This is a genomic window from Actinoplanes lutulentus, assembly GCF_003259845.1.
GTDB lineage: Bacteria > Actinomycetota > Actinomycetes > Mycobacteriales > Micromonosporaceae > Actinoplanes > Actinoplanes lutulentus.
Map to the genome: position 1 here is coordinate 190,632 of NZ_QLMJ01000017.1, position 16,309 is coordinate 206,940.

The 16,309-nt window shown below is 69.5% G+C and carries 18 protein-coding genes; 11 read left to right on the forward strand and 7 right to left on the reverse strand.

Annotated features, from left to right (window positions below; all coding sequences use genetic code 11):
• Window positions 1-18 precede the first annotated feature (18 nt).
• The gene (locus B0I29_RS31935; protein ID WP_111652820.1) at window positions 19-543 is read right to left on the reverse strand and encodes a hypothetical protein; all 525 of its coding nucleotides are present in this window, start codon (window positions 541-543) and stop codon (window positions 19-21) included.
• A gap of 117 nt (window positions 544-660) precedes the next feature.
• On the opposite strand from B0I29_RS31935, the gene B0I29_RS31940 reads away from it, so the two are divergent.
• Complete coding sequence (locus tag B0I29_RS31940; RefSeq protein ID WP_111652821.1) at window positions 661-1,200, forward strand: TetR/AcrR family transcriptional regulator; 540 nt, start codon at window positions 661-663, stop codon at window positions 1,198-1,200.
• A gap of 14 nt (window positions 1,201-1,214) precedes the next feature.
• Window positions 1,215-2,525, forward strand: coding sequence for a vanadium-dependent haloperoxidase (locus B0I29_RS31945; RefSeq protein WP_111652822.1), 1,311 nt, complete (start codon window positions 1,215-1,217; stop codon window positions 2,523-2,525).
• A 34-nt stretch (window positions 2,526-2,559) separates the two neighbouring features.
• On the opposite strand, the gene B0I29_RS31950 is transcribed toward B0I29_RS31945, so the two are convergent.
• Window positions 2,560-3,363: a cyclase family protein gene (locus B0I29_RS31950; protein ID WP_111652823.1), complete on the reverse strand. Its 804-nt coding sequence runs from the start codon at window positions 3,361-3,363 to the stop codon at window positions 2,560-2,562.
• A gap of 472 nt (window positions 3,364-3,835) precedes the next feature.
• On the opposite strand from B0I29_RS31950, the gene B0I29_RS31955 reads away from it, so the two are divergent.
• Window positions 3,836-4,270: a nitroreductase family deazaflavin-dependent oxidoreductase gene (locus B0I29_RS31955; protein WP_111652824.1), complete on the forward strand. Its 435-nt coding sequence runs from the start codon at window positions 3,836-3,838 to the stop codon at window positions 4,268-4,270.
• Window positions 4,271-4,388: 118 nt separating this feature from the next.
• Window positions 4,389-4,631 carry a helix-turn-helix transcriptional regulator gene (locus B0I29_RS31960; RefSeq protein ID WP_311733609.1) on the forward strand — a complete coding sequence of 81 codons (243 nt, stop codon included), beginning with the start codon at window positions 4,389-4,391 and terminating at the stop codon, window positions 4,629-4,631.
• Here B0I29_RS31960 and B0I29_RS31965 read toward each other — a convergent pair.
• Window positions 4,589-5,098 (reverse strand): SRPBCC family protein, encoded by a 510-nt coding sequence (locus B0I29_RS31965; RefSeq protein ID WP_111652826.1) that lies wholly within the window; start codon window positions 5,096-5,098, stop codon window positions 4,589-4,591. The two genes, B0I29_RS31960 and B0I29_RS31965, sit on opposite strands and share 43 nt — an antisense overlap.
• 96 nt (window positions 5,099-5,194) lie before the next feature.
• Between B0I29_RS31965 and B0I29_RS31970 the strand changes: the two genes are divergently transcribed.
• Window positions 5,195-6,040 (forward strand): LysR family transcriptional regulator, encoded by an 846-nt coding sequence (locus B0I29_RS31970; RefSeq protein WP_111652827.1) that lies wholly within the window; start codon window positions 5,195-5,197, stop codon window positions 6,038-6,040.
• Here B0I29_RS31970 and B0I29_RS31975 read toward each other — a convergent pair.
• The gene (locus B0I29_RS31975) at window positions 6,027-7,937 is read right to left on the reverse strand and encodes a hypothetical protein (protein WP_111652828.1); all 1,911 of its coding nucleotides are present in this window, start codon (window positions 7,935-7,937) and stop codon (window positions 6,027-6,029) included. The genes B0I29_RS31970 and B0I29_RS31975 overlap by 14 nt on opposite strands.
• A gap of 8 nt (window positions 7,938-7,945) precedes the next feature.
• On the reverse strand, window positions 7,946-8,596 hold the full coding sequence (locus tag B0I29_RS31980; protein WP_111652829.1) for a TetR/AcrR family transcriptional regulator: 651 nt from the start codon (window positions 8,594-8,596) through the stop codon (window positions 7,946-7,948).
• Between the two features lie 172 nt (window positions 8,597-8,768).
• Between B0I29_RS31980 and B0I29_RS31985 the strand changes: the two genes are divergently transcribed.
• The 6 genes from B0I29_RS31985 to B0I29_RS32010 all read left to right on the forward strand — a co-directional run bounded on the left by B0I29_RS31985 (window position 8,769) and on the right by B0I29_RS32010 (window position 14,554).
• Entirely contained in the window at window positions 8,769-10,196 is a 1,428-nt protein-coding gene (locus tag B0I29_RS31985) for an MFS transporter (RefSeq protein WP_146616947.1), read from the forward strand.
• On the forward strand, window positions 10,193-11,758 hold the full coding sequence (locus B0I29_RS31990) for a glycoside hydrolase family 43 protein (protein ID WP_111652831.1): 1,566 nt from the start codon (window positions 10,193-10,195) through the stop codon (window positions 11,756-11,758). The genes B0I29_RS31985 and B0I29_RS31990 overlap by 4 nt, the downstream gene beginning before the upstream one ends.
• Window positions 11,759-11,785: 27 nt before the next feature.
• A complete protein-coding gene (locus B0I29_RS31995) occupies window positions 11,786-12,115 on the forward strand; it encodes an ArsR/SmtB family transcription factor (RefSeq protein ID WP_111652832.1) in 330 nt (109 codons plus the stop codon).
• Complete coding sequence (locus B0I29_RS32000; protein ID WP_111652833.1) at window positions 12,115-12,774, forward strand: cation efflux transmembrane domain-containing protein; 660 nt, start codon at window positions 12,115-12,117, stop codon at window positions 12,772-12,774. Before B0I29_RS31995 ends, B0I29_RS32000 begins: the two co-directional genes overlap by 1 nt.
• Window positions 12,775-13,101: 327 nt before the next feature.
• Entirely contained in the window at window positions 13,102-13,959 is an 858-nt protein-coding gene (locus B0I29_RS32005; RefSeq protein WP_111652834.1) for an SDR family NAD(P)-dependent oxidoreductase, read from the forward strand.
• A gap of 4 nt (window positions 13,960-13,963) precedes the next feature.
• Complete coding sequence (locus B0I29_RS32010; protein WP_111652835.1) at window positions 13,964-14,554, forward strand: TetR/AcrR family transcriptional regulator; 591 nt, start codon at window positions 13,964-13,966, stop codon at window positions 14,552-14,554.
• Here the strand turns inward: B0I29_RS32010 and B0I29_RS32015 are convergent.
• Together B0I29_RS32015 and B0I29_RS32020 are read right to left on the reverse strand one after the other, a co-directional pair.
• The gene (locus B0I29_RS32015; RefSeq protein ID WP_146616948.1) at window positions 14,551-14,775 is read right to left on the reverse strand and encodes a hypothetical protein; all 225 of its coding nucleotides are present in this window, start codon (window positions 14,773-14,775) and stop codon (window positions 14,551-14,553) included. The genes B0I29_RS32010 and B0I29_RS32015 overlap by 4 nt on opposite strands.
• A gap of 50 nt (window positions 14,776-14,825) precedes the next feature.
• On the reverse strand, window positions 14,826-16,262 hold the full coding sequence (locus B0I29_RS32020) for an MFS transporter (RefSeq protein WP_111652837.1): 1,437 nt from the start codon (window positions 16,260-16,262) through the stop codon (window positions 14,826-14,828).
• Window positions 16,263-16,309 lie beyond the last annotated feature (47 nt).

A 16,309-nucleotide genomic window follows, 5' to 3' on the forward strand; every position in this document is an offset into this window, starting at 1 on the left:
TGCGCGTCAAGAGCTATCTCACCGCGCTGTCGCGGTTTCCTTCGCGGTGCGGCCCAGGCGGACGGCGGAGATGAGGAAGAAGATCGCGCCGGGGATGGCGTACCCGATGGCGTTGGTCAGTGAGGGGTTCGCGGCGGAGGCGCCGGCGACGAACGAGGCGCCGGCCAGCACCGAGATGCCACCGCTGAGGATCATCGCCCACTGGCCGCCCATCGCCCGGCGCCTGACGGCCACGATCAGCTGGACCAGTCCGGCGACGACCGCCCAGGCACCCCACACCCGCAGGACCGCCGGGATGCCGGACGTACCGGCGACGGCGAGCCCGATCGCGGCGAGCGAGCTGATCCCGATGTTGAGGTAGAGCAGGGCCGACCGGCCGGCTCGGGCGTCGACCACCGCCGCCGCCACGTCGAACAGCGGGTACGCCACCAGCAGGGTGACGACGAGCGGGTTGAGCTCGTCGGCGATCGCGAGCATCACCGCGGCCCAGGTGATGGCGAACGCGAAGCGGACGAAGTAGAGCCGGCGCAGGGTGGCGGTCATCGCGATCCTTTGGGAGAACGAACGTTCTGTCTTGGCAAGAACGATGACGGACGGTGACCCGATTCGTCAAGACCGAACGTTCTATCTCCCAGGGCGGAATCCGGCTAGAGTGAGCCCATGACCGCACCTTCCGAGGCACGCCTGCGACTGCTCACCACCGCGTCGGCGATCTTCTACGCGGAGGGCATCCACTCGGTCGGCGTCGATCGGATCATCGCCGAGGCCAAGGTGACCCGGGCGACGTTCTACCGGCACTTCCCCGGCAAGGAAGACCTCGTCCTGGCCTACCTGAACAGCGCCGACCAGGCGATTCGCGGCCAGGTGACCAGCGCGATGGCCGACCGGAAACCTGAGGACGCGATCCGCGCCGTCGCCGCGTCGATCGCCGAGGGCATCCGGTCCCCCGGCTTCCGCGGCTGCGCGTTCCTGAACGCGGTGGCCGAATACCCGCACCCCGATCACCCCGTGCACCGGGTGGTCATCGCGCACCGGCAGTGGTTCCTGGACACGATCACCACGCTGCTGCCCGAGCCGGACGCGCAGCACTTCGTCATGCTCCGTGACGGCGCCATGGCGGCCGGCTGCCTCTTCGACCCGGCGCTGATCTGCGAGACGTTCCTGCGCGGCGCGGAGGGTCTGACGACGCGTACGCATTGATTTAGATTGATCAAATGAAACGACGAACCCTTCTCCGTCAACCACTGGCCCTCGGTGTCGCCGCCATCGGGGCGGGCACTGTGCTCTCCGGCCCAGGCCGGGCCGCGGCGGTACCGGCCACCATCGATTACGTCATCCTGTGGAACGAGGCGCTGCGGTACGCGTTCACCCGCACCGATCTCGCGCCGGGCCCGCTCACCCGCCGGGCGGCCATCCTCAACGCGGCCCTCTACGACACGGTCGTGTCCCTGTCCGGCAACACCAGGCCGTACCTCGCGCGTGTGCCGCGAGAGCCGAACTTCTCGTACGACCTGGTGCTGAACATCAACGCGGCGGCGCGGACCGTGCTCCCGCAGCTCTTCCCCAGCGTGGACTTCGCGGCGTACTTCACCCAGGCCTCGAAGTACAAGCCGATCGGCTCACCGGGCCCGGAGGGCTTCAGCAACTCGGTCGGCATCACCGCCGCCCAGCGCATCCTGGCCGCCCGCACCGGCGACGGCTCGACCGACACCACGCCGTACGCCGAGAGCCTCGAACCCGGGCAGTGGCGCGAGACCGGATCCGGCCCGGCGACCACGCCGAACTGGGGCCGGGTCACCCCGTTCACGCTGAGCTCCGGCTCTCAGCTGCGGCCGCCGCTGCCCGCGGCGCTGACCAGCCCGGAGTACGCGGCGCAGCTCAACGAGGTGAAATCGCTCGGCGCCGTGGACTCCACGACGCGGACCGCCGAGCAGACCCGGATCGCGTTCTTCTGGGCCAACGACGTGGCCGGCACCTACAAGCCGCCGGGCCAGCTGCTGCGGCACACCGCGATCGTGGCGCAGGCCCAGCAGCTCGAGTCCTCCCAGGCGGCGAAGCTGTACACGCTGGTCAGCCTGGCGATGGCCGACGCCGCCATCGTCGCCTGGGACGCGAAGTACGACACCCCGGCCGACCGGTGGCGTCCGGAGACCGCGATCCGGCTCGCCGGCACGGACGGCAACCCGGACACCGAGGCCGACCCGGGCTGGCAGCCGCTGTCGGTGGACCGGGACGGCACCCGGTTCTCGCCGCCGTCACCGGCGTACATCTCCGCGCACGCCACCCTCGCGGGCGCGTGGGCCGGTGCCATGCGGCGGTACTTCGGCACCGACGACATCGCCTTCCGCGTCGACAGCGCCGACCCGAACGAGCAGCAGTACCGCACGTACACCTCGTTCTCGTCCGCGGCGGCCGAGAACGCCCGCAGCCGGGTGTACCTGGGGGTGAACTACCAGCAAGACGCCGACGCCGGCCTGTCCGCGGGGGATGCGGTCGCCGCGAGCGTCTTCAACCGGCTGAGCTGACACCGGCCGTGGTGACCCGCGCAACCCGCGCGGGTCACCACGTCGCCAGCACTCGCGCTTGGCCCCCCGACCCACCTTCGTACGGAATGAGCCCCACGAAGATCGTCGCCCCGGACCGCGGCAGGTGTTCGAGGTTCGCCAGGTTCTCGATGCCGTACCGGTCGGCGCCGGTCAGCAGCAGGTGCGTATCGAAGGTCTCCGACTCCCCCGGGTCGATGCTCAGCGTGTCGACACCCAGGCTGCTGATCCGCCGGTGGCTCAGCAGCCACTCGCAGGCGTCCGCGCCAAACCCGGGGAAGTGCAGCCCACCGGCCGCGTCGGTGCCGCGGAACGCATCCGGGTCACCAACCCTGCTCCCCCACCCGGAGTGCATCAGCACTGCCGCACGGTCCGGGATCCGGCCGTACCGTCGCTCGAAGGTGCGCAGATCACTCACGGTGACCACCGTGTCGGGCTCGCGCGCCGCGCGAGCCGCGATGTCGATGACCACGGCCGGCACGATCAGCTCGGCCGGCTGCAGCTCGGTCGCGACCCGGCCGCCGGCGGTGAAGTGGGCGGGCGCGTCGACGTGCGTGCCGATGTGCTCGATGACCCGCCACTCCTGCATGAAGTAACCGTCGTCGGCGATCGTCTTGACCGTGCGGCGAACCGCCTCCTCACCCGGCGCGAACCCGGGAAACGTGGTGGTCAGCGGATAGGTGAGATCCCGCAACCCGTGCCGTGGCGCCGCCCGGGCCGGCGCGGGCGCCGCGACAGCAGCGGCCAGCGCGGCGGCGCCACCGAGCAGCGCGCCTCGGCGGGTGAGTTGGTGGTTGCTGGGGCCCGGTTCGGTGCACATAGGGTCGTTTCCCTCGGCTCGACAGCGGTTCCCCACCATCGTGCCCACTCGCCGGCCTCGCCACATCCCTCCACCGAATACTGAGCGCCGATCCCCACTCAGCCGTTCGGTGGACGGTGATCTCAGGCATCGGCGTCGTACCTTCACCAGTCACGGGCGCATTAATGAGCGCCCGATAACCCTCCTGAGCGACGGCTCGGCCCCACGGCGGGGTGTCCAAGATCCTCGCCCACGGTGGCCGGGCGGCGTCACCAAGGCACCCGCGGACACCCTCGGCCCACCCGGAACCGACACGCCACGACGGCTTTCCCGGAAACTCGTGAGTTTGCGGTCGATCGGACGGCCGAACCGCACAAGATCTGTGACAACGCCGCACCGCGCCGCCCGGACACCCCCGCTGCATCGGCAGCCGCCTCGACCGCATGGCATCGTTACCGGTGATCAGGACTCACGAGGGGACGAGGTAAAACCGATGAGTGACTGGAACACCAAGGTCATTGAGGAGTTCCGGGCGAACGAAGGCCGTGTCAGCGGCCCCTTCGACAACGCGCCCATGGTCCTGGTCCATCACCGGGGCCGGAAGAGCGGACGCGAGATGGTCAGCCCGATGATGTACCTGGCGCACGAAAGCGACAAGGACATCGTCTACGTGATCGCCTCCAAGGGCGGAGCGCCGGAAAATCCCGGCTGGTACTACAACCTCGTCTCCGCGGGCCACGGCACCGTCGAGATCGGCACCGAGACGTTCCCGGTCACCGTGCGCGACCTCGGCGGCGACGAGCGCGACCGCCGGTTCGCCGAGCAGGCCGCCCGCTACCCCGGCTTCGCCGGATACGCCGAGAAAACCCGGGGCATCCGTACGATCCCCGTCCTCGAACTCACCCGCTCCAAGCCGTCAGCCCAGTGACCGGACCTGCCCGGCGGTCAACGGCACCCCGGTCAACCGGTGACACGAGCCGGAAAACCTCCACCAACGAAGTACACGGTGTCGCATCACCACTTGCTTGACGCCTATAGTCATGCGCATGGCGAAGCTTCAGTTGATGGGGGCCCACGAGATCCGCGTCCGGCTCGGTGGCATCTCCCGCCAGCGCGTCTACAAACTCACCTCACGCGACGACTTCCCGAGACCGGTCGCCAACCTCGAACAGGGCAAGATCTGGCGAACCCGCGACGTCGAGGCCTGGATCAGAGCCAAACGCCCCCACCTCAACAACCCCGAAACTCAGCCCGCCGACGCCCGGACGAGGCCGTCCAACCAGGCCTGATGCCCGTTGAGCATCGGATTCGGCACCTGTGCCGCCAGCTCCGCGGCCGGCTGACCGATCTGGGTCTCCTGCGTGAGGATCCGCACCCGCCCACCGGGCAGATCCTCGACCAGCCAGGCGTGCAGGACGTCCAATCGTGAAGCCGGTTCCCCGTCCTGACGAGCGGTCCACGACAAACGCCCGGGTGACGCCGGCGACGGCTCCTGGAACTCCACCACTCGCGCGTCAAGCGGCGGGAACCCGAACGTCCCGAAACGGAACGCCACCCCGTCCGCCAGCCACGGCCCGTCACCACCGGGGAACGAGATGTCGGCGACGTTGTCGTAATACGACTCCCACGCCGACGTGTCGGCCAGCCGCGCCCAGACCCGCTCGGCGCTGACACCTCGCACGATGACCTCGTTGGAGACGAAGTTGTCCCCCGTGCCGGGCAGGTATTTCGCCGGCCAGTTGATCGAGTTCTGCATGGTGGCTCCTATCGCGTGAACAACGATCACCACGCTAGGTCGGCCACGCGCCCGGATACCAATAGGTCATCACATATCCGATATAGGCTGGACCGCGTGCACCAGGCCGACCTCAACCTGCTGCGTACCTTCCTGGCGGTGTACCGCACCGGCTCGTTCACCGCCGCCGCACCTCACCTCGGCCTTTCCCAGCCCACGGTGACCACGCAGATCCGTACCCTCGAAAAGCAGATCGAGCGCGACCTCTTCCGCAGGCTTCCCCGAGGCGTCGAGCCGACCCCTCACGCGCACGAGCTGGCCGCCCGTATCGCCGTCCCGCTGGACGCCCTGGCGGCCCTCGACCAGACCACCCCGAAAGTCGTGCACCTGGCCGGTCCTTCAGAGCTTCTTTGTGTACGCGTCCTGCCCGCCCTCGCCCCACTGATAGCCGAAGGGCTGGAGTTACGGATAACCCAAGGGCTACCCGATCAACTCCTCGACGACATGCGCACCGGCCGCCACGACCTGATCATCACCACGCGCCGGCCGACCGGACGCGGTCTGGAGTCGACCCCACTGGCCGACGAGGAATACCTGCTGGTCGCCGCGCCCGCATGGGCGGAGCACGGCGACCTCCACGACATCCCGCTGATCGCGTACGCGGAGGACCTGCCGATCGTGCGCCGCTACTGGCGAACGACCGGCCACAAAGGCGGTCAGGCCGCCGTCACCGTGCCGAACCTGTACGCGGTGCTCTCCGCGGTCACCGCCGGAGCCGGATACAGCGTGTTGCCACGATCCCTCTGCCAGGACCACCTGGCAGAGGGACGGCTGATCCTTCTGCACGATCCCGAGGAACCCCCGCTGAACACGCTCTTCCTGATCCAGCGCCCCGGCGCCGACACCAACCCCGGCGTCACCCAGGTCCGCGAGACCCTGCGACAGGCCGCTAAGCGCTGGTGACCACCCGAGCACGAGCCACGTTGTCGATCCGCCCGAACGGCGTGTGCGGATCGCCGTCGCGCTGAGCGCTCACCCGAACGGCAACGAACGACCCACCGCCATGCGCACGCTCCAGCACGACCCGGCCGGCCGGCTCCACGATCTCGTCCACTTCGAACGAACCATCACCATCAAGATCCCACTGCACGCGTACGATCGGCGCCGCACCCGGCGGCGCCTCGGCAACGGCCTGGACCACACCGTCGGCAACGCGGAGAGTGACAACCGGCTGGACACCGCCACGCTCCGCAGCCGCGGCCGGAACCGTGACCTGCCCGTCGGCGATCGCGTAGGACGTGTCCGGAACAGGCGAAACACCCTTCTCCACCCACGCGGCGACCGCACGCAACGCCTCGTGCAGCACACCCAGATAACTGACCGTGTGCGCGGGGTGTTCCTGCCGCTCGTCGTCGCCGTGCAGCGCGTTGTCGACGAACCAGAGCCGCACATCGTCCGGCGCGTGCGCCGCGACCTTCGCCCGGTACCAGTCCGCCTGCCACGGAAACGCCTCCCGATCGAGCAGGCTCGCCACAATGATCATCTTCCCGGTGATCCGGCCGCTCTGCACGCTGCCCGCCGCACCGGCCGCGAACATCGGCCCGAGCTGCATCGGCCGCTGCGGCAACAGCGGAGCGCCCTCCTCGTCGCGGAACTGGTCCCAGACCGCGAACTCCGCGTCCGGCACCTGGTGACGGTGATAGGTCTGCGCCGCCAAAAAGTTACTGTTGTCGATCTCAACCGTCTCACCGGGCGCGACCTTGACATCCACCAGGTCCGGCATGTCGATCACCGCGAGGTCACCGTGCACGCCTTTCAGGCGTACCCGCGCCCCACCTGCGACGACCAGCTCGGCGCCCTGCGTCGCCACTTCAGGGGTACGCGCCAAGCGCACCGCCACCACGACATCCTGCCCCGAGTGAGCACCCTTGAACGCCTCGTCGACACCGCCCCGCGGCCCGTCCGCATCCTCCGCGAACGGCCCGAGATCCGGCCGGTCAGCGCGCGTCAGCACGGCCACGACCTCGCTGTTCAGGCGTACCCGATCGCGATGCACCGACGACTCCGGATCCGCCCCGAGATAGCCCGGCACGGTCCAGAAATCGGTGAAATAGCCGGGGTCGACCGCCACCACACCGGGATAGATCGTCGAGAACGCGTGCGACCCCATCGTCCGATGCCCGAACCACGATCGAACCGGAAACCCCATCCGCGAGACCTCGGCGAACGCCTCACTCTCCTCCACCGACAGACGTGGGTACGGGTTACCGTCGCCACCCGCCTCGTAGGAATCCACGATGAGATCGAACCTGTCGCGCAGGAGCCGCTGAGCGTGCATCCGCACGGCGAACACGTTCGGGGCCGCGATCGGGCTGCCCGGCACGTAGGGAACGAACCCGTCCCACACCCCGCTGGTGTTCTCCGCACCACCGATCGTCCGGTACGCCCCGCCGCTGCCGCCATACGCGTACCCAAAGGTCTGGTGTTCGCCGTAGACCTGAGCCGCGACCAAGCGCGAGTAAGAAGCGGCGGCCGCGTTGGCGCGGTATCCGGCGATCGTCGGATCGGCGCCCGAACCCGGTCCGCCGGACTGCCCGCCGCCGTTGGTCTCCAGGAAGTATCCGCCGGCGCTGAACGCGAACCCGATCTTGTCTTCCTGCCCGGTCGCGGCCTGCGCGAGGTGCTCACTCTCCGGCACCGGCGTGATGTGCTGGAAGAACCGCCCCTGATAGTCCGAGGCGGGCGGGAAGTAGATCGAGAACCGCGTCTCGGTGCCGGTGAAACCACCGTGCACGTACCGGTGCGGATGCGGCGTCGCACGCTGCTCGTCGACGTCGACGTACGGTTGGTCAAAAGTCATGGTGGTTCCTAAAGTCCGTTGGTCGGGTCGTTCAGGGCGGCCAGGGCGCGCATCCAGTTCTCGCCGGTCAGGCGGCGGATGCCGTCGATCAGTGACTGGCCCACGTCGAAGGTCGGATCGGTCAGGCGCATGAAGGTGAGGCCCTCCCACAGCGCGATGACCTGGCGGGCGGTGTCGCGCGGGTCGAGGCCGGGATGGGCCAGACCGGCGTTCTGCCGACCGGCGATCAGCCGGGCGAAGATCTCCATGGACCGTTCGGTACGCCGGACGAAGTACTCCCCCGCCGGATGCCCGGGTGTCGCCGCCTGGCCCTTGAGCACGACGAACAGGCGCAGCCGGTTCTCGCTGAGGGCGATTGTCGCGTCGGCGTTCGCCCGCAGCGGCTCGTAGTCGAGCATCGCGTCGTCGCCGCTGTCGACCAGGATCTCCGCCTCGAGCTCGTCCATCCGCTCCAGAGCGGCCACGAGCAGGTGGTCCTTCGTCGGATAGTGGTAGAGCACGGTCGGCTCGCTGGACCCGGACCGGGCAGCGACCTGCGCGGTGGTGACGCCGTCGTGGCCGAGCTCATCGACCAGGTCGACGACGGCCAGGACGATCTGCTCGCGGCGCTCCCGGGAGCGCTGGTACGGGCCACGTTTGCGGGACGGTGCGGTGTCCATGCCAACCTCCGACGCGAATGTTGAGTGCAAGCTAGCAATCGCTGATCGATTTCGGCAAGAGTCCGTGAAACATCCTTGACACAGAAGCCAAACCGCCTCTTTACTCAGCTTTCACGTGAGGCAGCTCGCAGCCTCCCTCCTTTCCCCACTGTTTTTCGTGAAGGGGATCTCTGTGATCAGCGATCAAGCGGTTTCCACCGATATGACCGAACCGGCGACGCCCGGCACCTCGATGGCCTACCGCGGTGGCAAGCCGTTCCGCCGCTACCTGCTCTGGTACACCCTCGCGTTCGCCGCGATCACCGCCGTCTGGGGCGGCATGCTCGGCGTCCTGCTGCCCAACCAGGTGCAGATGATCGAGTTCGCGAACTGGTTCACCGGCGCCGACGCGGGTGTCGACCTGGCCGCGCTCAACGACCTGAAGGCCGCCGTCGAGGCCGGCACCGCGACCGCCTCCGCCGAGCAGCAGCGCCTGCTCGACCTGCTCGCCGGATTCGACGCGGCCCGCGCCCAGGCACTGTCCCTGGTCACCGCCGTCGCGGTGATCGCCACGATGCTGGTCCAGCCGGTTGTCGGCGTACTCTCCGACCGCACCCGCAGCCGGTTCGGCCGGCGCGCGCCCTGGATGGTGTTCGGCGCCGTCGTCGGCGCAGGCTTCCTGGTCGCGGTCCGGCACGCACCCACCATCGCGATCCTGGCCCTGCTCTGGACCTGCGCGCAGACCACCCTCAACCTGATCCCCGGGACGCTGCAGACCACCGTCGCCGACCGGGTCCCGGAGGAGAAGGTCGGCACCACCTCCGGCATCGGCGGGCTCGGCAACTTCGCCGGCGGCATCGTCGGCGGTGTGGGCGCCGGCGTGCTGTTGCCGCTGGTCGGCCTGGACATCATCTACGTGTACGCGGCCCTGGTCGTGGCCGGCGTCGCCGGTTTCGTCCTGCTGCTGCGCGACCGGCCCTCGACCGATCTCGTCGTGGCGCCGCACCACTGGGGCACGTTCTTCCGCGGCTTCCTCATCCCGCTGCGCGATCACGACTTCCGCTGGGTCTGGCTGTCGCGCATCCTGCTCAGCTTCGGGTACGCGGCATCGACCACATTCGCGCTGTTCATGCTCCAGAGTTACATCTCCCCGGCGCTGAGCCTCACCGACGCCACCCGGATGGCCCCGCTGCTGACCGTCGCCTCGCTGCCCGGAACCATCGTCGCGCTGCTGCTGGCCGGCAAGATCTCCGACCGGATCGGCCGGCGCAAACCCCTGGTGATCGCCGCTTCGGTGCTGATGGCGATCTCGATGCTGATCCCGCTGCTCTGGCCGGCCCTGCCCGCGCTGTTCGTGCAGAGCATCCTGGCCGGCATCGCGTTCGGCATCTACCTGCCGGTCGACCAGGCACTGTTCATCGACGTGCTGCCGGACCGCGACGCCGCCGGACGCGATCTGGGCATCGCCGGGCTCGGCTCCAACCTCGGCCAGGCCCTCGGCCCGGTCCTGGCCGGCCAGGTCGTCGCCATCACCGGCGGGTACCGCGCGGTCTGGGCGGTCGCCCTGGTCCTAACCGCGATCTCCGCGGTCGGCATCCTCCGAGTACGGAAAGCGAAATGATCAATCCCATCCTTCCCGGTTTCCACCCGGACCCGAGCGTCGTGCTCGTCGACGGCGTCTACTACATCGCCACCTCGACGTTCGAATACCTGCCCGGCCTGCCGATCTTCCGCAGCCACGACCTGGTCACCTGGGAGCAGATCGGCAACGTCGCGACCCGGCCCGAACAGCTCGGCATCGAGCAGGCGGCGTCCGGCATGGGCGTGTGGGCGCCCACCCTGCGCCACCACGACGGCCGGTTCCACCTCATCGTGATCGTCACCGGCGGGCCGCGCGGCTGCGTCGTGTTCACCGCCGAGGACCCGGCCGGGCCGTGGGACGACGGCACCGAGATCGCCGGGATCGAGGGCATCGACCCCGACCTGGCCTGGGACGACGACGGCAACGCCTATGTCACCTACTCAGGTTTCATCACGTCCGGACCGGCCGCCGGCACGCATCACGGCATCCAGCAGGTCCGCGTCGACCTCACCGCCGGCAAGGCTCTGGAAGAGCCGCGCCCGCTCTGGTCCGGCACCGGCCGGCAGTTCCCCGAGGCCCCGCACGTCTTCCGGCGCGGCGAATTCTGGTACCTGCTGATCGCCGAGGGCGGCACCGAACGCGGCCACGCCGTCAGCATCGCCCGCGGCCCGTCGATCACCGGCCCGTTCTCGGGCGCCCCGGCCAACCCGATCGTCACGGCCGCCGGGTACGACAGCCCGGTCCAGTGCGTCGGGCACGCCGACCTTGTCGCCGGTCCGGATGGCGGCGACGACGTGCTGGTCCTGCTCGGCGTCCGTGTACTGGGCCGGACCAAGGCGTTCTCCCCGCTCGGCCGGGAAACCTTCGCCACCACGGTGACCTGGCACGACGGCTGGCCGCAGGCCCGCCCGGTGCGGGTTCTGCCCAGCGCCGGCGCTGTCTCGGAGAGCTTCGACCTCACCTCGCTCGACGATCCCGGATGGCTCGCGATCGGCCGCTCCCCTGAATCGGTCGGCTCTCTGACGGAGGCGCCCGGGCGGCTCACCCTGCACGGCGTGACGGGCGGCATGCGCGCGTTCCGCCCGGCCTTCATCGGTCGCCGCCAACGCCATCTGACCAGCACGTTCACCGCGACCGTCGACGCCAGCCGAGGCGCCGGCGGCCTGGCCTGCCGCTACGACGAACACTTCCACCTGTCCCTGGAGGCGCGGGGCGACGGCCACGGCACCACGGTCACCGCCACCGCCAAGCTGGCCGATCTGGAACAGAGCTGGACCACCCAGATCCCGGCCGCGCACCTCCCGGCCGCCCAGATCCCGGCCGCCCAGATCCCGGCCGCTCGGCCCGAGCTCGCCGGTCAGGTCGAGTTGCGCATCGAGACCAGCCTGCCCGCACCGGGAACCGGCGGCCCCGAGGGCGACGGCGCCGACCGGATCCGCCTGATCGCCGGCGGCATCTGCCTCGCCGAACTCGACGGCCGGTACTGGTCCTCCGAGACCGCCGCCTCCTTCACCGGCCGGGTAACCGGCGTCTTCGCCTCGGAGGGCACGGTCACCGTCAGCCACTTCGCCTACCACGGACAGGAAACACCTTTCTGTTAGTACAGCATTCGCTGTACTGTCGGCGGCATGGAGACGGTCACCCACGGGCAGGTCCTCGCCCGCTTCGGCCACGCCCTGTCCGACGCGACCCGGGCCCGGCTGCTGCTCGCGCTGCGCGACGGCCCGGGCTACCCGGCCGAGCTGGCCGACCTCCTCGGCGTGACCAGGCAAAACCTGTCCAACCACTTGGCCTGCCTACGAGGCTGCGGCCTGGTCGCGGCCTCCCCGGAGGGGCGACGCACCCGCTACGAACTGGCCGACGTCCGCCTGCGCCACGCCCTGGACGACCTGCTGGGCCTGGTCCTGGCGGTCGACCCAGCGGCCTGCCCCGACAGCGAGGCAAAGGGCTGCTGCTGATGAGCCTGGACTCCCCGGCTCGTCGTGCGACGCTCACCCGGCGGATCCGCATCCTCGTGGGCGTGACCATCGCCTACAACGTGGCCGAAGCCGCCGTAGCGATCAGCGCCGGCACCGCCGCCGACTCCACCGCCCTGATCGGATTCGGACTCGACTCCATCATCGAGGTCTCCTCAGCCGCCGCGGTGGCGTGGCAGTTCGCCGGCCACGACCCGCAAGCCCGCGAAAAGGTGGCCCTGCGAGCGATCGCGATCTCGTTCTTCGCCCTGGCAGCGTGGGTGACAGTCTCGTCGTTCCGCTCCCTGACCGGCGGCGCGGAGGCCTCGCATTCCACGGTCGGCTTGAGTCTGGCGGCCCTATCCCTCGCCGTGATGCCGGGCCTTTCCTACGCCCAGCGCCAGGCCGGCCGCGAGCTGAACTCCCGAACAGCGATAGCCGACTCGCAACAAACCCTGCTGTGCACGTACCTGTCCGGCGTCCTGCTGGTGGGCCTGGCCCTGAACTCCCTGTTCGGCTGGACCTGGGCCGACCCGCTGGCCGCCCTGGTGATCGCGGCAGTCGCACTGAAGGAAGGCCGCGACACCTGGCGAGGCGACACGTGCTGCCCACCAATCCCACCAGCGGCAACCACCTGCACAGACGGCTGCTGCCCGAGGTAGCGCCGCAGCTCACCCACAGCCGCAGCGGCCTAGCGGTCACGGGCTGACCCGGCCGGCGCTCACGGTCGCGATGAGTCCTTGCCAACGACCACAAGCGCTGGCCAGTCAATGCTGGCTAGCGACGACTGGCTGCACACCGACGACCGGCGCTGGGTCGAGGCCAGTGGCGTGGAGACCGAGCCGGAGAACGCTTTCAGCGCGCGGGACCTGCCGAGTGCGGCGGGCCTCGCGCGGATCTGCGCCCGGCGTCACACCCCCGGCCCTTCAGTTTTGGCGACAACCCGTCGTAATCTTTGCGACAGGTTGTCGGATAAATTGGAGGCGATTATGGAGCTTGTTGTTGTGACCGGGGCGTCCACCGGGCTGGGTGCGTCGACCGCACGTGCGCTCGCCCACCAGGGATTCCACGTTCTGGCCGGGGTACGGCGCGAGCGGGACGCCGACGCCATCCGAGGAGAGAACATCGAGCCGGTCATTCTCGACATCACCGAGGCCGCACACGTGGCGGCGCTCGCCGCGCGGGTCGCCGCCGACGCCCGGCCGCTGCGTGCGCTCGTCAACAACGCCGGTATCCAGGTGAACGCCCCGGTCGAGGTGATGCCGATGGCGCAGTGGCGGCGGACGTTCGAGGTGAACCTGTTCGGGCACATCGCCGTGACCCAGGCGCTGCTGCCGGCGCTGTTGCGCAGCAAGGGGCGGGTCGTCAACATCAGCTCGATCGGCGGGCGGATCGCGATGCCGACCTATGGGGCGTACGCGGGCGCGAAGTTCGCCCTGGAGGCGGTCAGTGATTCGTTGCGGCGGGAGGTGGCGGCGTTGGGCGTACCCGTGATGGTGATCGAACCCGGCGGCGTGCGCACTCAGATGGCGTCCCGCGGGGTCGCGACGGCGAACCATCTGGCGGCGGCGATGACGCCGGAGCAGGAGAAACGGTACGGCACGCTGGTTCAGGCGATCAACACGCTGATGTCCACCGGCACCGCGTCGGGGGTGACCGCTGATGCCGCCGCGCGGGTGATCGTGAAGGCGGTGACGACGCGCAGGCCGCGCACGAGGTACACGATCGGCCGGGACGCGGCGCTGCTCATCCGCCTGGCCCGGGTGCTGCCCGACCGGATGCTCGACCGGGTCAGTGCCGCGAACCTGCGCCGCCACAACCCGGGAATCCTCGCTACGGCAGGATGATCGGATGCCGCGGATTCGGGGAGCCAGCATCGGGGAGCACCATGAGATGGTGTGGGCCGGCCTCGCCGAGGCGATGCGGCAACTGCTGGCCGAGCGCGACTACGACACGATCAACATGGGTCACATCGCGGCCAGCACCGGGTTGGCCCGCAACACGCTCTACAACTACGGCCGGGACAAGGGTGCCCTGTCCCGGGCACTGATCGAACGGGTGGGCCGGCCGACCGTCGAGCGGGTCGAAGCGATCGCCGCCCGTGCTTCGGATCCGGCCCCGGCCCGGATGAGCGAGATCATCGGGGTGGTCCTGGAGTCGTTCACCGACCCGGTCATGCAGTTGATGTTCCGGTCGGATCCGGAGGCGCCGAAGGGGCCGGGCAGCCCGTTCCACGCGATCGTGGTCGAGGTGGAGAACGTGGTCCGGGCCGGCGTCGCCCGCGGTGAGTTCCGTGCGGTCGACGATGTGCCGCTCACCGTGGAGCTGCTGTCCGGGGTGATGCGCGCCGGCGCCGAGCGGATCGGGCGCGACCCGGCGGCTTTCACCGCCACGGCCGGGTCAGCGCGCGAGATCATCCAGGCGGCGCTGGCCGGCGGTTAGACAGCGACGGATGAGCCGATGGCCGCGCGGAGTTCAGGGTCATTCGCATACTCCTCGATCGCGGCGGCCAGGAACTCCGCGTTCACCCCGGCCGCCGGAATCGACGCCACGCTGAAAATCCGGATGGTGTATCCGGCAGTGGTGCCAAGAACCGCTGCGGGATTGGGCAGAACCGAGAGCGCGCCCGGCCGCGCCACCCGCCCCAGGAGATCGATCATCATCGCCGCAGGGTAGGTGGCGCAGGTTACGAGAAGCCGGCGAACCGCAGTGTTCACAAAGGACGAGAAGCAACTTCAAGGTCAAGAGCCTTCTCGGGTACGCGTGACCGAGCGCCCGTGATGAACAACAGGACCAGCGCGCCGCCGACCGCGTACACGATGGCGCCGAGGCCGTAGCTGAGCCGGAAGGCGTTCTCGGTCGGCAGCGCGACCGTGCCGATCTGCTGGGTCCGCGCCGCGAGGATCGTGATCACCAGGGCACTGCCGATGGTGCCGCCGACGGTCCGCATGATCGAGTTCACCGAGTTGGCGATGCCCGTCTCGTGGGGTTCCACGTGGCTGATCAGCAGGGCCGGCATCGCGGCGTACGCCATGGCGATGCCGCAGCTCACGACCACGAACGCGACGATGACCTCGATCTTGCCGCTGTGCAGGAACGCCAGTGACGTCGAGGCGATCGCTGCCATGCCGCAGGCGATGGCGAGCACGAATCGCGGGCCGATCCGGCCGACGAGGCGCCCGGCGAGCGGGCCGATCACGATGCTGACGATCGCGCCGGGCAGCAGGTACACGATGCTGGTCTCCAGCACCGTGGCGGTGAAACCGAATCCGGTGGCGGCCCGCGGGATCTGCACGAAGTAACTGGTGGCCAGCTGGCCGGCGAACATCGCGAAGCCGACGGCCATCGCCGCCAGGTTGGTGACCAGGATCGGCCGGTGGCGCAGCATCTCCACCGAGACCAGCGGCGCGGCCGTACGGCTCTGCAGGAAGTAGAAACCGACCAGGATGACCACGGCGGCGGCGAACAGGATCAGTACGCGTGGCGAGCTCCAGCCCCAGGTGTGACCCTGCGAGATCGGCAGCAGCAGGCTGACCAGGCCGATCGAGAGGACGGCCGCGCCGACCAGGTCGACCCGTCCGCCGGCGCCGGCCCGGCGGGGCAGGGTGAACGCCAGGGCCAGGGCGATCACGGTGACCAGCACGCACAGCCAGAAGGCCCGGCGGTAATCCGCGCCGTCCTGGGTGAGTAGGCCCGCGGCCACCAGCGCGATGCCGCCGCCGACGCCGAGCGTGGACGCCACCACGGCCATGCCGTTGGTCAGCTTGTGCGCGGGCATCTCGTGGCGCAGCAGACTGATGCCGAGCGGGAAGAGTCCCATGCTGGTGCCCTGCAGGACCCGGGCCACGATGAGCCAGCCGATGTCGTGCACGGTGGCGGCCAGGACGCTGCCGATCAACGTGACGATCAGCGTCGCGATGAACACGGGCTTGATGCCGAATACGTGCCCGAGGCGGCCGAGCAGCGGAGTACAGGCCGAGGCGGCGAGCAGGGTCGCGGTGGTCACCCATCCGACGGTGGTGGCGTCGGCACCGAGTTGCTGCGAGATGAGCGGCAGCACGGGCACCGGGATGGACTGGATCAGCGACAGCAGGAAACTGCTGGCCGCGGCGGCTATGAGCAGCAGCGCCGGGCGTGGGGACGGGTTCACGTCCGCTATGCTAGACCTCGTTTTCGACAGCGTGTCAACTTTTCTGG

What these genes read in the sequence shown, in the direction of transcription:
- B0I29_RS32015 (WP_146616948.1), bottom strand. Translation starts at nt 14,775, where the DNA reads ATGATGATCGATCTCCTGGGGCGGGTGGCGCGGCCGGGCGCGCTCTCG.
- B0I29_RS31975 (WP_111652828.1), bottom strand. Translation starts at nt 7,937, where the DNA reads ATGACTTTTGACCAACCGTACGTCGACGTCGACGAGCAGCGTGCGACG.
- B0I29_RS31955 (WP_111652824.1), top strand. Translation starts at nt 3,836, where the DNA reads ATGAGTGACTGGAACACCAAGGTCATTGAGGAGTTCCGGGCGAACGAA.
- B0I29_RS32005 (WP_111652834.1), top strand. Translation starts at nt 13,102, where the DNA reads ATGGAGCTTGTTGTTGTGACCGGGGCGTCCACCGGGCTGGGTGCGTCG.
- B0I29_RS31945 (WP_111652822.1), top strand. Translation starts at nt 1,215, where the DNA reads ATGAAACGACGAACCCTTCTCCGTCAACCACTGGCCCTCGGTGTCGCC.
- B0I29_RS32010 (WP_111652835.1), top strand. Translation starts at nt 13,964, where the DNA reads ATGCCGCGGATTCGGGGAGCCAGCATCGGGGAGCACCATGAGATGGTG.
- B0I29_RS32000 (WP_111652833.1), top strand. Translation starts at nt 12,115, where the DNA reads ATGAGCCTGGACTCCCCGGCTCGTCGTGCGACGCTCACCCGGCGGATC.
- B0I29_RS31965 (WP_111652826.1), bottom strand. Translation starts at nt 5,098, where the DNA reads ATGCAGAACTCGATCAACTGGCCGGCGAAATACCTGCCCGGCACGGGG.
- B0I29_RS31980 (WP_111652829.1), bottom strand. Translation starts at nt 8,596, where the DNA reads ATGGACACCGCACCGTCCCGCAAACGTGGCCCGTACCAGCGCTCCCGG.
- B0I29_RS31935 (WP_111652820.1), bottom strand. Translation starts at nt 543, where the DNA reads ATGACCGCCACCCTGCGCCGGCTCTACTTCGTCCGCTTCGCGTTCGCC.
- B0I29_RS31990 (WP_111652831.1), top strand. Translation starts at nt 10,193, where the DNA reads ATGATCAATCCCATCCTTCCCGGTTTCCACCCGGACCCGAGCGTCGTG.
- B0I29_RS31940 (WP_111652821.1), top strand. Translation starts at nt 661, where the DNA reads ATGACCGCACCTTCCGAGGCACGCCTGCGACTGCTCACCACCGCGTCG.
- B0I29_RS31950 (WP_111652823.1), bottom strand. Translation starts at nt 3,363, where the DNA reads ATGTGCACCGAACCGGGCCCCAGCAACCACCAACTCACCCGCCGAGGC.
- B0I29_RS31995 (WP_111652832.1), top strand. Translation starts at nt 11,786, where the DNA reads ATGGAGACGGTCACCCACGGGCAGGTCCTCGCCCGCTTCGGCCACGCC.
- B0I29_RS31960 (WP_311733609.1), top strand. Translation starts at nt 4,389, where the DNA reads ATGGCGAAGCTTCAGTTGATGGGGGCCCACGAGATCCGCGTCCGGCTC.